Source organism: Saccharomonospora sp. CUA-673 (assembly GCF_001942305.1).
Classification (GTDB): Bacteria; Actinomycetota; Actinomycetes; order Mycobacteriales; family Pseudonocardiaceae; genus Prauserella.
In genome coordinates this window covers 29546-43984 of record NZ_MKKE01000010.1, presented here as the reverse complement: position 1 = coordinate 43984, position 14439 = coordinate 29546, and the positions used below count along the sequence as shown (strand labels likewise).

General features: G+C 69.2%; 14 protein-coding genes. 2 read left to right on the top strand and 12 right to left on the bottom strand.

The window, feature by feature from the left end:
- Nucleotides 1-3 precede the first annotated feature (3 nt).
- The 10 genes from BJF85_RS05840 to aztB form a co-directional block, all read right to left on the bottom strand.
- Complete coding sequence (locus BJF85_RS05840; protein ID WP_075846080.1) at nt 4-513, bottom strand: YbaB/EbfC family nucleoid-associated protein; 510 nt, start codon at nt 511-513, stop codon at nt 4-6.
- Entirely contained in the window at nt 510-1010 is a 501-nt protein-coding gene (locus BJF85_RS05835; RefSeq protein WP_075846114.1) for a hypothetical protein, read from the bottom strand. Before BJF85_RS05835 ends, BJF85_RS05840 begins: the two co-directional genes overlap by 4 nt.
- A gap of 60 nt (nt 1011-1070) precedes the next feature.
- Entirely contained in the window at nt 1071-1559 is a 489-nt protein-coding gene (locus tag BJF85_RS05830) for a hypothetical protein (protein WP_075846079.1), read from the bottom strand.
- A 565-nt stretch (nt 1560-2124) separates the two neighbouring features.
- Nucleotides 2125-2640 carry a putative T7SS-secreted protein gene (locus tag BJF85_RS31155; RefSeq protein ID WP_369822094.1) on the bottom strand — a complete coding sequence of 172 codons (516 nt, stop codon included), beginning with the start codon at nt 2638-2640 and terminating at the stop codon, nt 2125-2127.
- Nucleotides 2640-2987: a hypothetical protein gene (locus BJF85_RS05815; protein WP_255375415.1), complete on the bottom strand. Its 348-nt coding sequence runs from the start codon at nt 2985-2987 to the stop codon at nt 2640-2642. The genes BJF85_RS31155 and BJF85_RS05815 overlap by 1 nt, the downstream gene beginning before the upstream one ends.
- A gap of 226 nt (nt 2988-3213) precedes the next feature.
- Nucleotides 3214-5160 carry a molecular chaperone HtpG gene (htpG, locus tag BJF85_RS05810; protein ID WP_075846076.1) on the bottom strand — a complete coding sequence of 649 codons (1947 nt, stop codon included), beginning with the start codon at nt 5158-5160 and terminating at the stop codon, nt 3214-3216.
- 118 nt (nt 5161-5278) lie between these two features.
- The gene (gene aztD / locus BJF85_RS05805; protein ID WP_075846075.1) at nt 5279-6463 is read right to left on the bottom strand and encodes a zinc metallochaperone AztD; all 1185 of its coding nucleotides are present in this window, start codon (nt 6461-6463) and stop codon (nt 5279-5281) included.
- A 37-nt stretch (nt 6464-6500) separates the two neighbouring features.
- A complete protein-coding gene (gene aztC / locus BJF85_RS05800) occupies nt 6501-7403 on the bottom strand; it encodes a zinc ABC transporter substrate-binding protein AztC (RefSeq protein WP_075846112.1) in 903 nt (300 codons plus the stop codon).
- 80 nt (nt 7404-7483) lie between these two features.
- On the bottom strand, nt 7484-7867 hold the full coding sequence (locus BJF85_RS29675; protein ID WP_255375413.1) for a hypothetical protein: 384 nt from the start codon (nt 7865-7867) through the stop codon (nt 7484-7486).
- A gap of 802 nt (nt 7868-8669) precedes the next feature.
- Nucleotides 8670-9527 (bottom strand): zinc ABC transporter permease AztB, encoded by an 858-nt coding sequence (gene aztB, locus BJF85_RS05790; RefSeq protein ID WP_075846111.1) that lies wholly within the window; start codon nt 9525-9527, stop codon nt 8670-8672.
- A gap of 36 nt (nt 9528-9563) precedes the next feature.
- On the opposite strand from aztB, the gene aztA reads away from it, so the two are divergent.
- Entirely contained in the window at nt 9564-10427 is an 864-nt protein-coding gene (gene aztA, locus BJF85_RS05785; protein WP_369822093.1) for a zinc ABC transporter ATP-binding protein AztA, read from the top strand.
- Here aztA and BJF85_RS05780 read toward each other — a convergent pair.
- On the bottom strand, nt 10309-11538 hold the full coding sequence (locus tag BJF85_RS05780; protein WP_075846110.1) for an HNH endonuclease signature motif containing protein: 1230 nt from the start codon (nt 11536-11538) through the stop codon (nt 10309-10311). The two genes, aztA and BJF85_RS05780, sit on opposite strands and share 119 nt — an antisense overlap.
- A 649-nt stretch (nt 11539-12187) precedes the next feature.
- On the opposite strand from BJF85_RS05780, the gene BJF85_RS05775 reads away from it, so the two are divergent.
- Nucleotides 12188-13519 carry a benzoate/H(+) symporter BenE family transporter gene (locus tag BJF85_RS05775; RefSeq protein WP_255375412.1) on the top strand — a complete coding sequence of 444 codons (1332 nt, stop codon included), beginning with the start codon at nt 12188-12190 and terminating at the stop codon, nt 13517-13519.
- Nucleotides 13520-13528: 9 nt separating this feature from the next.
- Here the strand turns inward: BJF85_RS05775 and BJF85_RS05770 are convergent, their stop codons facing one another.
- Nucleotides 13529-14431, bottom strand: coding sequence for a proteasome assembly chaperone family protein (locus BJF85_RS05770; RefSeq protein WP_075846074.1), 903 nt, complete (start codon nt 14429-14431; stop codon nt 13529-13531).
- Between the last annotated feature and the right edge of the window lie 8 nt (nt 14432-14439).

Sequence of the window (14439 nt, the reverse complement as noted above, 5' to 3'; positions counted from 1 at the left end):
CCCTCACCGCAACACGCGGAAATTCTCGAACGCCTCGTCCTCGGCACTACGACCACGCGGGCGGCCACCCGACTGCTGCCCCGAAGCCGGCGCGGCACCCGAACCCGGAGCCGGAGCCGGACCCGGGTCGGCCTGCGCCTGGTCACCGAACAACGTCCGGTCCTCGGCGAGGACCTTGTCCAACAGATCGCTGCGACCCAACCCGCTCTGCACGACCTCCGCCTGCTGGCGAGTCGCCGACACCCGCGCCAACGCGATCGTGTGCAACACCTTCGCCGACAACTCGGCCGGATCCACCCCGCGCCGCAGGTCGTCGCCGAACGTCACCTTCTCGACCGTGCCGTCCGCGCCGGCCTCCACCGTCACCATGCCGTCCGGGGAACTCGCCGAACCGACGACCTCGCCCAACTTCTCCGTCATGGCCCGGTACGTCTCCGCACGGTTGCGATTCGCCGCCGCCGCATCGTCGACCGCCTGAATACGCTGCACCAAGTGCTTCGCCGTCTCGTTCACGCCGCACCTCCCTGATCGGGCTGGATGGTGCCCACGAACGTCTCGAAATCGGCGAACACCGACTCGAACGCCTCCGGGGTCGAACTCAACACGATCTGCACCACCGCACGCTGCGACGGTTTCGACACGTCCGAGAACCCCATGAACACCTGGTACTGCACCAAATACCGGCGCCGGCCCGCCACATCCACATCCAGCCGCACCGGCTGCATGAACACCGGACTGTCCTCGGTACCGGTGGACTTCGTCGTGCCCACCTTCACCTCGTGCGCACCGCCGCGCAGCCGCTCCACCGCCTCGGCCGCGACATCCTCCACGCCGACGCTCGCCTCGCGCACCTCGCCGCTGATCGTGATGTTCGAGGTGAACCCGTCCCCACCGGTGTCCGGCCGCAAGGCCACGAACGCCGCGTTCGGGGCCCCGACCTCGTCGGGCGACACCGACAGCCAACCCTCCGGCAGGGAGAACTCGATCGGCACCGGAATCGTCGTTGCCATGGTCACGCCTACTTCCCCATCGTCGCTGTCGAACGGCTCGGCCACTCGCCGTCACGGTACTCAGAAGCCGAGCGCACTGCCGATCCCACTCAGCGCGTCGCCCGCCTTGTCCTTCACGTTGTTCGCCGCATCGCTCACGGCCTGACCCGTGTCCTGGATCGCCTGGCCCGCGCTGGAGGCCGCGTCGACCACCGCACCCGGGTCGACCGTGAAGTCGACCCCGACCTTGCCGCCCACGCCGAGTCCGATGCCGAACTCCGCGCCGACCCGGAACTTGCCGTCGTCGCCCATGCCGACCTGCGCGTCCGCGGCGATCCCGGCCCCCGCCCAGGCCTCGCCGCTCACACCCGCACCGATACCGCCGACCTCCGCGCCGACGTCACCGCTGACCTTCGCCCCGGCGAACGCCTCGGCCCCGACGTCCACACCGGTCAGGCCCACGCTGGCGTTGGCCGACGCCTCCGCACCGGCCATCGCCTCACCGCTGGCCGACACGCTCGCGTGATCGGTGAGGTTCAGCTCGCCCTCCGCCTCGGCCCTGGCACCCACGAACGCCTCGGCGTTGGCGCGCGCACCCAGTGCATCGACACTCGCCGTCGCCGTGCGTCGGCACCGACGAAGCCGCCGGCACTGCCGCTGCCCGACAGGACACCGTGCTCGAACTCGCCGGCCACCTCGCCCTTGGCCAGATACGCCTCGGCGTTCGCACCTGCGGCGAAACCCGTCTCGTTGATCTCCGCGTAGGCACCCGAACCGGCACCCAACAGCGAACCCGAACCGGACGCGTTGTCCGTCTCGAACGCACCGCCCAGCACATCCGTGCTGGTACCGACCTCGCTGCGCGTCGGGTCCAGACCCAGCAGCCCCGGCCCCGGCATGATGCCCAGGTCCGAGAGCACGTCGCGGGCCGCGTCGTGCATGAGCGTGTCGGCCGGCTTGTCCCCGTGCACGCTGCTGTAGCTGCGGTTGCCGTTCTCGTCGGTCTGCCAACCGCCCGGGTCGACGTTCTCCCACTGCCCGGTCTCCGGGTTGTACCGCCGCTCCGTCTGCCGGTTCTCGGCGCCGAACTTGCTCTCGTGCACCTCGTGCTTGAACCGGCCGTCCTCGTCGTGCTTCATGCCCAGGGCCAGCGCCACCGCGCCGCCCCCCACCGACACGGCGTTGCGCGCCGCCTCGAGGATCTGCTCGGCCTCGAGCCTGCCGGCGGCACCCGGGTCCTGGAACGGGCCGAGGGGCCCCAGGCCGATGGCGGGGCCCAGCAGGCGCATCGCGTCGTACTGGGCCTTCGCGCCCGGGTCGCGGCCTGCGCCTGGTGGTACAGCTCGATCGCGCGCTGCGCCTCCCCCTGCCCACAGGTCAACACGTCCGCGTAGTCGGCGAGGTGCTCCCCGCCCTTGCCGATCGCCTCGACCGCACGCCCCCACTTCGGCGGTTCCTCGGAGAACACCGAACGGAACGACGACGCGGCATCGCCGATCCACCCGACCGGGTCGATCGTGCCGAGCGTCGAACCGATCTGGTCGGCCACGTTGATCGGGTCGACGAGCTCACTCAGATCCGAGGAGATCACCTCGGGCTCCCCCGGAATGAGCGCCTTCGGGTCGAACGTCTGCCCCAGCTGAGCCACCATCACCGCTGCCCTCCGACACCCGCGCCGCCGCCCAGCACGCCGCCGATGGCGCCCGCGGCACCGCCGACCTTGCCTCCGAGGCCGCCGATGGTCGCCTGCGTGTCGGACTCGACCTCGACGTAGCGGCCGGCGGCCGAGTTCAGGTCGGTGCCCAACCGGTCGGCCGAGCTCTTGAGGGTGCCGACGTGGTCCTCCATCGACGCGGCGAACTGCCGCCAGGCCGACATCACACCCTCGTGCCCGTAGTTCCCGCTGACCTTCGGCAACCGGATGCCGGTCGCAACGCCCGCCGTGTCCAAGATCCGTCCCGAGGTCCCGCGCAGCTCGTCGAATACCGCGTCGAACATCGTCATCATCCCCAGCCTTGTGCCCCGGTGCGCGGGCCTTCCGCCCAGCGCAACCCCTGTCTCGGTGCCCCCGATGCGTACAACTACGCAGACGCACCCCCGAACCCGGCGGTTCCCCCTTCGGGGAAGAAAATCGGCACAATGCCCGCTCGTGGGACGAAAAAGGGCGGACCGGGACAACGTCCCGATCCGCCCTACGCGGTGCCGGTGGTGCAGGCCAGGTGGTTCAGCCCAGACCGTCCGCGAGCCTGCCGGCGAGCAGCTGCGCGAACCGGTGCGGATCGGGCAGTTCCTCACCCTCGGCCAGCAACGTCGTGCCGTACAGCAGCTGCGCGACATCGCCGAGGGCCGGGTCGTCGGCGTTCTTCGCGTGGGACTCCCGCAACCCGGTGACCAGCGCGTGCTCGGGGTTGATCTCGAGGATGCGCTTGATGTCCGGCAGCGGCTGACCCATCTGCTTGTAGATGCGCAGCAGCTCCGGGCTCAGATCGCCCTCGTCGCCGACGAGGCAGGCCGGCGACGTGGTCAACCGCGACGACAGCCGCACGTCCTTGACGTGGTCGGACAGGGTGGTGCGCAGCCACTCCAGCAGTCCGGCGAACTCCTCCTTGGCGGTCTCGTCGGCCGCGTCGTCCGCCGAGCCGGAGTCGAGGTCGACCTCACCCTTCGCGATCGAGCGGAACGGCTTGCCCTGGAACTCGGCGCCCGCCTCGACCCACATCTCGTCGATCTGATCGGTCAGGATGAGCACCTCGACGCCCTTGCTGGTGAAGGCCTCCATGTGCGGCGACTTCTCCACCATCTCCCGGGACCGTCCGGTCAGGTAGTAGATGTGCTCCTGGTCCTCGGGCATGCGCTCGACGTACTCGGCGAGCGTGGTCTGCTCGTCGGCCGAGCGGGTCGAGTCGAAGGAGGCGATCGCCAGGATGTCCGCGTGGTTGTCCGGGTCGGTGACCAGGCCTTCCTTGACGCACGTGCCGAACTGGTTCCAGAACGTGCGGTACTTGTCGCGGTCGGCCTGCTCCTCGGAACGGACGAGGCCGGAGACGGTGGACAGCACCTTCTTGGCGAGCCTGCGCTGCATCGCGCGGATCTGCCGGTCCTGCTGCAGGATCTCCCGCGAGACGTTCAGCGACAGGTCCTGCGCGTCGACGACACCCTTGACGAACCGCAGGTACTCCGGCATCAGCTCTTCGCAGTCGTCCATGATGAACACGCGCTTGACGTACAGCTGCACCCCGCGCTTGGCGTCGCGGGTGAACAGGTCCATCGGCGCGCGGGACGGCAGGAACAGCAGCGCCTGGTACTCGAACGTGCCCTCGGCCTGCAGCCGCATCGTCTCGAGCGGATCGGCCCAGTCGTGGCTGATGTGCTTGTAGAACTCGGCGTACTCGGCGTCGGTGACCTCGCTGCGCGGACGCGCCCACAGCGCCTTCATCGAGTTCAGCGTCTCGGACTCGCGGACCGTCTCGCTCTCGCCATCCTCGGTCTCGGCGGGCTTGACCCGCTCGACCTCCATGCGGATCGGCCACGCCAGGAAGTCCGAGTAGCGGGTGACGATGCTGCGCAGCACGCCCGTGTCGGTGTAGTCGTGCATGCCGTCGTCGGTGTCGACCGGCTTCAGGTGCAACGTCACGGCCGTGCCCTGCGGGGCGTCGTCGACGTCGGCGACCGTGTAGGTCGACTCGCCCTCCGACTCCCACCGCGTGCCCGTCGACTCCCCCGCTCTGCGGGTCACGACGGTCACCTTGTCGGCCACCATGAACGCCGAGTAGAAACCGACGCCGAACTGGCCGATGAGCTCGCTGCCCTGGGTCTCCTTGGCCCGCGTGAGCTTGTCGAGCAGTTCCGCGGTGCCGGAGCGGGCGATCGTGCCGATCAGTCCGACGACGTCGTCGCGCGACATGCCGATGCCGTTGTCCCGCACCGTCAACGTCCGCGCCACCGGGTCACGCTCGAGCTCGATGTGCAGATCCGAGGTGTCGACGTCGAGCTCCTTGTCGACCATCGACTCGAGGCGGAGCTTGTCCAACGCGTCGGACGCGTTCGACAGCAGCTCGCGCAGGAACACGTCCTTGTCGGAGTAGATCGAGTGCACCATGAGGCGCAGCAGCTGCTTCGCCTCGGCCTGGAACTCGCGTGTCTCCGACTCGTGCATCACCTGTTCGGTCATCTGCGATGGAACCCCCTTGTACTGACGTTCGTGCACCGGCAAAGATACGCCGCCCACACAGCACTCGTGGCCGGCACCGCCGCAGAACAGGGGTACCGGCCACGAGTCAGGGGTTGGCTCAGTGCTCGTGCACGACGCCGCTCAGCTCGTTCGGCGCGTTCTCCAGGTCAGCGGTCTGCGTGACCTCGCCGGAGCCCAGGTCCACGGCGTGCAGCTGCTGCTGCTCGGGGTCCGACACGTACGCGGTCTCCCCGCGGACGAAGATCGCCGGACGCGGCTCCTGCCACTCCATCGGCTCGCTCCACTCGCCGATCACGTCGATCGAGTCGGTCAGCTCACCGGAACGCTCGTCGATGACGTGGATCTTGCCGTCGGTGCCGAGCACGAGGGCCTCGCCCTCGGGGCCGCGCGCCAGCGACCGGAACGTGTAGCTGGCCGGCAGGTCGACCCGCTGCAGTTCGGCGTTCTCGGTGTCGACCAGTGCGATCTCGGTCGGCCGCTCGAGCTCGGCGTCCTCGTCCTTCTTGTAGTCGCCGAGGACGATCGGCGACTCGGGCGAACCCGCCTGGTTGCCGATCCGGCCGTACTCGGTCGGGCTGTCGACCTTGGTGATCTCGCCGTCCTTATAGATCAGCACGCCGTCCTCGCAGCCCACCGCGATCGCCTCGCCCTGGGCGGCGGACTCACCGTGCACGCCCGGGCAGTCCTCCTCGCGCAGGACCTCCTCGCGGTTCTCGTCGAGCACCGCGATGCCGTTGGCCTCCTCCTCGTTGCCGAGCGTGACGACCATGCCGCCGTTCTCCAGCTCCACGGCGACCCCGTGGTGCGGCTCCTCGGCGGTGTACTCCTCGACCTCCGGCATGCCCTCACCGAGGTCGTGCGGGTCGAAGCTGCGCACCTGCCCGGTGCCGTCGGTGAACAGCACAGTGCGGTCGGCGTGGCGCACGACGTGCCCGGGCTCGGCTCCCGGGAACGACACGTCCGTCATCTCGCCCGCGACCGCGTCGAAGAGCTCGAAACCCTCCGAGGTGGACACGAACACGTGCCGGTCGTCACCGGCGGGGTTGAGCCGGTTGAAACCCTCGATCGGGACGTCGGCCTGCACCTCGAGAGTGTTGCCGTCCAGCACGTACATGCCGCCGTCGTAGGTGACCATCACCGGATCGGCGATGTTCCCGCCGCCCTGCTGACCGCCGCCACCCTCGGCGGCCTGGTCGTCGGTGCCGCAGGCCCCGACGACCGCAAGCAGCGCCGCGCTCGCGGACACCGCCACGACGCGTCCTTTTCGGACATTGAGTTGCATGGTTCTCCTTCGGTTGTTTCCCGTGTTTGCGACGTCGTTATGGGCGGCCGGCGAGACTGTCGGCGATCGTCTCGGTGTTGGCGCGCATCATGTCCACATAGGTCGGTGCCTCACCATCGGCTTCGGTGAGCGACTCGGAGAACAGCGCCTCGACGCGGACGTCCACTCCGGCCTGCTCGGCGAGCACCTGGGCCAGCCGGTCGGTCTCCGGCGAGTCCGCGAAGATCGCGGGCACACCCGCCTCGCGGATGGTTCCGGCGAGGTCCTCCAGGTCGGCGGGGCTCGGCGAGGCCAGGGTCGTACCGCTCGGGATGACCGCACCCAGCACGTCGAAGTCGTAGCGCTCGGCGAGGTAACCGAACACGTGGTGGTTGGTCACGAGCGTGCGATCGCTGTCCGGGATCTCGTCGAACTGCTCCTGCATCCACGTGTCGAGCTCGTCGATCTCGCCCAGGTACCGCTCCGCGTTGGCCCGCACCGCCGATTCGTCGACCCCCTCGACGTCCTGCACCACCCGGTCGGTGATGGCCTCGACGGCCGTACGGACCCGCTGCGGGTCGGTCCAGAAGTGCGGGTCCTGCTCGCCCTGGGAACCACCGTCGGCGTAGGTCATCGGGTCGACCTCCTCGCCGACGGCGATCGTCGGCGTGCCCTCGGCGACGGCGGCGTCGACGTTGCGCTGCACGCCCTCCTCGAGGCCGAGTCCGTTGTGGACGACCAGTCCGGCCCGTTCCAGATCCGCGGCCTGCTGCGCGGAGATCGCGAACGAGTGCGGATCGGCGTTGGGCTGCATCAGCACCGTGACGTCCGCCTGGTCGCCGACGATCTCGGCGGTGATGTCACCCAGGATGTTCGTGGTCACGACGATGCTGTCGCCGCTCGATCCGGCCGCGGAGCAGCCGGTCAGGGTGAGTGCGAGTGCGGCACCGAGTGCCGCCAGCCGGGCCGCCGGCCGGGACGCCGGCCGCCGGGTCGGTCGCCTGCTCGGTCGTGCCGGATTGGTCCGGGAGTTCGGGAGGGTCACTGGCCGGTCTCCACCATGTGCTCGGGGGTGACGTCGAGGTCGAACGTCCGCGCCACCCGCAGGTCGTCGTTGTAGTCGATCTCGTGCACCGTGGAGGCCGCGGCGTCGTTGACGTAGGCGCGGCTGGTGTCGACCGCGATCGACGCGGTGTCGGCGACGTCGCCGTCGATGAGCTGCTGGGACGCCGTCCGCTCTCCGGTGGCGGCGTCGTAGGCGTGCAGCGCGCCGTCGTCGGTGAGCACCAGGACCGGGGCGTCCTCCCCCGCGGCCGACACGGCGACCACGTCGGCGCCGGTGTCGGCGGCCACGTCGAGGTGTTGCCATGCGCCGTCGCCGACGTCGAGCGCCCACACGCCGTCCTGCGCCTCCGCGGCGAGCACGCCGCTGCCGGGACGTTGCTGGAACGGGCCGAGCTCGCCCTCCGGCCGGTCGCCTGGTAGCCGATCGTCTCGCCGGCGAACGATCCGTCGTCCTCGTCGACGAGCACGGCACCGTCGGCGCAGCCGAACACGACACCGCGTGTCGTCAGCGCCGCGTGCCGGGGCTCCTCGCACGGCGTGCGGACGTCGGCGACGTCACCACCCTCGCGGTCTCGCACGGTGATGCCGTCGGGCCCGGCGATGACGACGTGCTGTTCGTAGGGCACGGCGATCCCGTCGACGGTGTCGGTCTCCTGGACCTCTCCGTCCTCGAGTCGCTCCCGGTCGAGCAGCACCGTGGTGCCGTCGTCGCGGACGAGGGTGGTGATCGCCGTGTCGGACCAGGCGTCGGTGACGGTTCCCTCGACCGAGCCCGCTTCCTGGACGGGTGCGCGGTAGTAGTGCTTGTGGTCGCCGTGGTCGACCGTCCACACGCCACTGTCGACGACGCGGGTCGCGTTGCCGGTCGCCAGGTAGGCGAATCGGCCGTCGGTGACGGCACCGTCGACGGGCTCGCCGCCCTCGAGTTCGGTGGTCTCCTCGGACAGCAGGTCGAACGCGGCACCGGCGCCGTCGCCGTCGGTCAGGACGAGGCGGTGTTGCGGTTCGGCCGCTTCCTCGGCGCCTTCGACGTATCCGTGGGGTGTGGGCGAGGATTCGGCGGGTTCGGCCGATCGGCCGTCACTGCCGCACGCGGCCACCATCAGTCCACACAGGACGATGGCCGCCGCGGCCGTGTTCCGCGATGGGGTCGGACGCTGACTCACGTTGTCCTTTCGAGTGCTCTCGGGGTTGCGGTGCGCGCGATGCGACGACGCGCGCGGGAGGTCGTCACGGAGACGGCGAACAGGGCGACGGCGCTGAGCGCGATCGTGGGGCCCGCGGCCGTGCCGGCGTGCCAGGAGATCAGCAGTCCGGTGACGGTCGCGACGCTGCCGAGGACGGCGGACAGGAGCATGATCATCGGAATGCGGTCGGCCCAGAACATGGCCGCCGCGGGCGGTGCGACGAGCAGGCCGACGACGAGCAGGGTGCCGACGACGTGCAGCGAGGAGATGATGGCCAGGCTCAGCAGCACGAGCAGTGCGCCGTGCGCGAGTCGGGGGCGCAGGCCCAGGGTCGTCGCGGTGCGCGGGTCGAAGCTGAGTGCCACGAATGCGCGGTGGCCGGCGGCGCACACCACGGCGGCGACGCCGAGTGCGATGCCGAGTTGCACGAGGTCGGTGCTGCGTACGGCCAGTACGTCGCCGAACAGGATGCCGGTGAGGTCGACGGCGAACGAGCGTGAGTACGACACGATGATCACGCCGAGCGCGAGCATGCCGACGAACAGCAGGCCGATGGCGGTGTCCTGGGCGAACCGCCGGGTTCGGCCGAGGACGGTCACACCTGCTGCCATGACGGCCGCGCTGGCGGCGCCGCCGAGCATGAGGTTCCATCCCGTCAGGGACGCGACGGCGACGCCGGGCAGCATGCCGTGTGCCATCGCCTCGCTGAGGAACGCCATGCCGCGAATGACGACCCAGGTGCCGGCAAGGGCGCAGATCATCGACACCAGCACGCCGCCCCACAGGGCGCGCTGCACGAACGACACCTCGAACGGCTCGATCAACCACTCCACGAGGGCCACCATAAGGTGAAAACGACTTTCATTACAATGAGTGAAGCGGGACGACTCGGGAGAGGCATGACACAGACGACGAACGAGACTGCGGCGACGCTTCGTGGCGTGTGTGCCGGTTACGACGGAAAACCGGTTGTCACGGAGGTGTCGGCTCGGTTGCCGCGGGCGGCGGTCACGGCGATCGTCGGCCCCAACGGTGCGGGCAAGTCGACGTTGCTCGGCGCCGTCGCAGGCGTGGTTCGGACCACGGCCGGGAGTGTGGAGTTGCCGTCGGGTGGGCGTCCGGCGTTGGTGGTGCAACAGTCGGCGGTCCCGGAGCGGTTGCCCATCACGGTGCTCGAGACGGTGCGCATGGGCCGGTGGCCTCATCGTGGCCCGTGGCGTCGGCTGCGCCGCGAGGATCACGACCGTGTGGCGGAGGCGTTGGAGCGGTTGGGTATCGCCGATCTGGCGGATCGCCGGTTGAGTTCGTTGTCGGGCGGCCAGCGTCAGCGCACCCTGGTGGCGCAGGGTTTGGTGCAGGATTCGCCGCTGCTGTTGTTGGACGAGCCGGCCGCCGGCCTGGACGTCGCCGCCCAGGAGGTCATTGCGGACGCGCTCCGCGAGGCGGCCGCGCGCGGCACGACGACGGTGCACGTGACGCACGACCTGGCCGCGCCGAGGACGCCGACCATTGTTGGTTGCTCTCGGCGGGTCGCCTGTTGGGCGAAGGCCCTCCGGCCGAGGTGCTCACGGACGCGGCGGTCGACGAGGCGTGGGGTTTGCGCCGGCGCGGCCGTTAGAAGGGCGGCGGTTCGTTGTCAGGCGCGTCGTCGTGCGTGTCGTCGGTGTCGGGCAATCGGGGTTCGAGGACGGTTTCACGCTTGTCGGTGTAGGTCACGCCGAGCGGTGTGGTGATGGAGGACGTGCCGTGGGCCGGGTTGTAGTGGTGGGTCCAGCCGGGTGCGTTCTTGAGTCGGTGATGTCGGCGGCAGCGCGGTGCGGCGTTGCTGGTCGATGTTGAGCCGCGGTCTTTGGCCCACTGTTGTTGGTGGTCGAAGTCGCAGTGCCGAGCGGGCCTGCGGCACCACGGGACGACGCACATCCGGTCGCGGACCTCGACGACCTTGCGGATCGTCGAATTCGGACGATACGAGGATCGGCCGAGGTCGACCGGGTTGCCGGTGGCGGGGTCGCAGAGGACCTTCCGCCAGATCGACTTGGGGTTGGTCATGATCTCCCGGGCATAAGCGGCCGGGATTGGTCCGATCCCGTCAATCGAGGCGCCGGTCTCCGACATCGACAGCGCTGTGTCGATCGGCATGTGGAGATAGACCATCGCCGCCGACTGGGGAACCTGGACGCCGGGATCGTTGCCCAGAAGCAGGTCCGCGAAGACGTCCGCTCGTAGCTGGTCGAGATTGCGCGACGAGTCACCCAGCCGAAGCTTGCGAGCCATCGCATCGACGCGCGCGTAGGCCGCCGACGCCAGGTTGGACGGCAGATCGGCAGACAGGCGCGACTGCGCGTATACGCCGTGATCGAGGGTGACCTTCCGACCTTCGTGGGCCATGCGTGCGGCGGCAGTCTCGGCACCGGGGTCGACCTGCTTGACGATCTGCGAAGCATGCCAAGCCATATTCCGAGGCTGCCACGCCGTCAGAGACAGACGGGAAAGCTTCTCCTCCAGTAGCCGGTCGACCTCGAGTGCATCGGAATCGGAAACCGGCGCGACCACGTTCAACACCCGCTCAGCGCCATACCGATCCACCTGCCCCTCCCGCATAGCGGAAAGCAGTCGTGGCATCCGATGAGTCAACGCCAGCGCGGTGTGAATCCGATCCAACACCCCCTGAGGAGATAGTCGAAGCTCAGGCGCCAACGCCTCAGCAAGCGACCGCCGCTCCCACGAATCCGACGACGCCCCGGAGTCGAGCGAAGCAAGAAACGACACCTCGGCAGCATCAGCCCGAGCCCGCACAGCAAGCACCGACCGAGCCGTCTCAACAATCCCCTCAACATCTCTCATGTAGCCAACTATACCGAACATATGATCGCTCGAAATCGACCATTCGGGCAACACCAACACCTAACCCAAAGTAACCAAACCCCGCCCCGCAAAATCGCCAACCGCCGAAGCGAAGCAAGGCCAAACCCGCCACCCACCACCCCACAGAACTGCCCAGCGAAGTGTCATCCCGTCGACCTAAACCGCAACCATCACACTGCAGTCAGGGCGCCAACCAACCCCAACACCGCAGCCACGAAAACCTTCCGCCTGACTGCAGTGTGATACCCCAAGTCGAGGTCGAGGGATGACACTTCACCCGGGCGGCAACGCCGCCGAACATCCCGGAGACCTGCCCAGCCGGCGAGGCGCCCCACCCGAAGCCCCAATCCCAACCCCAAAGGCAAACCTCGCGGTCAAGAACGCAGACCTCGCACGTGAGAACGCAGATCTCGCGGCACCAACCGCAGATCTCGCACACAGAACACCAACACGGTGTCGTGAATTGCTGACACGGCGATGGAACTACAAGTCCACGTCAATCAATCCACGCCTACCGCTTATCAATGCGAGGTCAATGCGACCCCTTCCCTTCCCCACCACATCTCACGTACGCTTTCCGCCCGAGAGTTCACAATCCGTACACCTCAACGGGCGAGGAGGCGAGACGTTGACGACGAACAACCCCACCGCCTCCCCCACGTCCCCCGAGCCACCCGAAAAACCCGAACCCGAGCCCGAGCCCGACGAACCCACGGAGCCGCAGACCCGCTTCGAGCGGCCACCGTCGCCGCTGCCGAACCTGCGGACATTGCGGCGAGACACGGCGCTGCCGTACCTGTCGAACGGCCTGATCGGCATGATCTTCGCGGCGACGGGGCCGATCGCGGTGATCATGACGGTCGGGGTGCAGGGCGGGTTGTCGACGGCGGAGTTGTCGTCGTGGATCTTCGGGATCTTCTTCCTCAACGGCCTGTTGACGGCGCTGGCCTCGTGGCTCTACCGGCAACCGCTCGCATTCTTCTGGACGATCCCCGGCACGGTCGTCGTCGGCGGTTCGCTCACGCATCTGACGTGGCCGGAGGTGCTGAGCGCATTCGTCGTGGCGGCGCTGGTGATCCTGGCGATCGGCCTGACCGGTTGGGTGCGCCCGGTCATGGCGGCGCTGCCGATGCCGATCGTGATGGCGATGGTGGCCGGGGTGTTCCTGCAGTTCGGCCTCGACCTGGTGGGCGCGTTCGGCGTGGACGCCGTCGTGGCCGTGCCGATGGTGGGCGTGTTCCTGCTGCTGAGCGTCGTGTCGGCGCTGGGGCGGCGGCTGCCGCCCATCCTGGGGGCGCTGCTGGCCGGCGTCGCGACGGTGGCGCTGGCCGGCCGGTTCGACCCGGTCGAGGGCGATGCGGGCTGGTTGGCGCAGCCGATGTTGCAGGCGCCGCAGTGGTCGTGGGCCGCGATCGCCGAGCTCGTCATCCCGCTGGTCATCACGGTGCTGGTCGTGCAGAACGGGCAGGGCATCGCCGTGTTGTCCCAGGCGGGCCACCGGCCGCCCATCAACGTCGCCACGGTGGCATGCGGCCTGTGGTCGCTGCCCGCGGCGGCGGTCGGTGCCGTGTCGACCTGCCTGACCGGCCCCACGAACGCCCTGCTGACCGCCTCGGGCGAACGGCACCGGCACTACATCGCCGGTATCGCGTGCGGCGTGCTGGCGATGCTCGTCGGGCTCGTCGCGCCCGCGTTCGTGCGGCTGATGCTGGCCACGCCGGAGGCCTTCGTCGCCGTGCTCGGCGGACTGGCGATGCTGCGCGCGCTGCAGGGCGCGTTCGTGAGCGCCTTCAGCGGCCGGTTCACCCTCGGTGCGCTCGTCGCGTTCCTGGTCACCGTGTCGGACGTGACCCTGCTGAACATCGGCGCCGCGTTCTGGGGACTGGTCGCCGGCATCGCCGTGTCCGCCCTGTTGGAGCGCACGGACTTCGCCGACGCACGGTCGGCCACGCAGTCGTGACGGCGCCGGCTAGGGGTTCTCGGGGCCCGACTCGCCCGCCAGGAACCGTTCGAACTCATCGGCCAGATCGTCGCCGGTCGGGATCTCCTCGCCGCCCACCAGCAGGTTGTTCTCCGACGAGGCGAACGCGTCGTACTGCTGCTCGAGGTTGCGCACCACGTCGGCGGCCTCGTCGGAGTCCGACACCTGGCGGTTGATCTCGACCTCCGCGCGCCGCGCCGATTCGCGCAACGCGTCGTCCGGCAACGTCAGGCCCGACGCCTTCTGCACCGCGTCGATCAACGTCAACGCGGCCTGCGGATACCGCGACTGCGCCAGGTAGTGCGGCACGTGCGCGGCGAACCCCACCGCGTCCAGACCGGCCTGGCCCAGGCGGAACTCGACGAGCGCCTCCGCGTTGCCCGGCACCTGCGCGCGGTTGAACGTCGGGCTGAACTGGCGCACCAGATCCGTGCGCGTCCCGTGCGCGGTGACGCCCAGCGTGCGCGTGTGCGGCACCGCCATCGGAATGCCCTGGAACTGCACGGCCAGCCGCACCCGCCACCGCTCGATGAGCCGGCGCACCGCCTCGGCGAACGCCTCCCACTCGCGGTCCGGTTCCGGGCCGCTGAGCAGCAACATCGGCGTCCCGTCGACGTCGTGCAACAACCGCACGGTCAACTCCGGCGCGTCGTAGTCGACCCACGTGTCGCCGTCCCACGTCATCGTCGGCCTGCGCGAGCGGTAGTCGATCAGCCGGTCGACGTCGAACCGCGCCACCACCGGGCCGTCGAACGCCTCGGTCAGGTGCTCGCTCAACAACTCGCCGGCGCTACCGGCGTCGACGTAACCGTCCAGGTGGTAGAGCAGGACCGCACCGTCGAGCACAGGCACATCGGAATCGACCCAGTACAACTCGTCCGCATCCGCCATCTCGACAC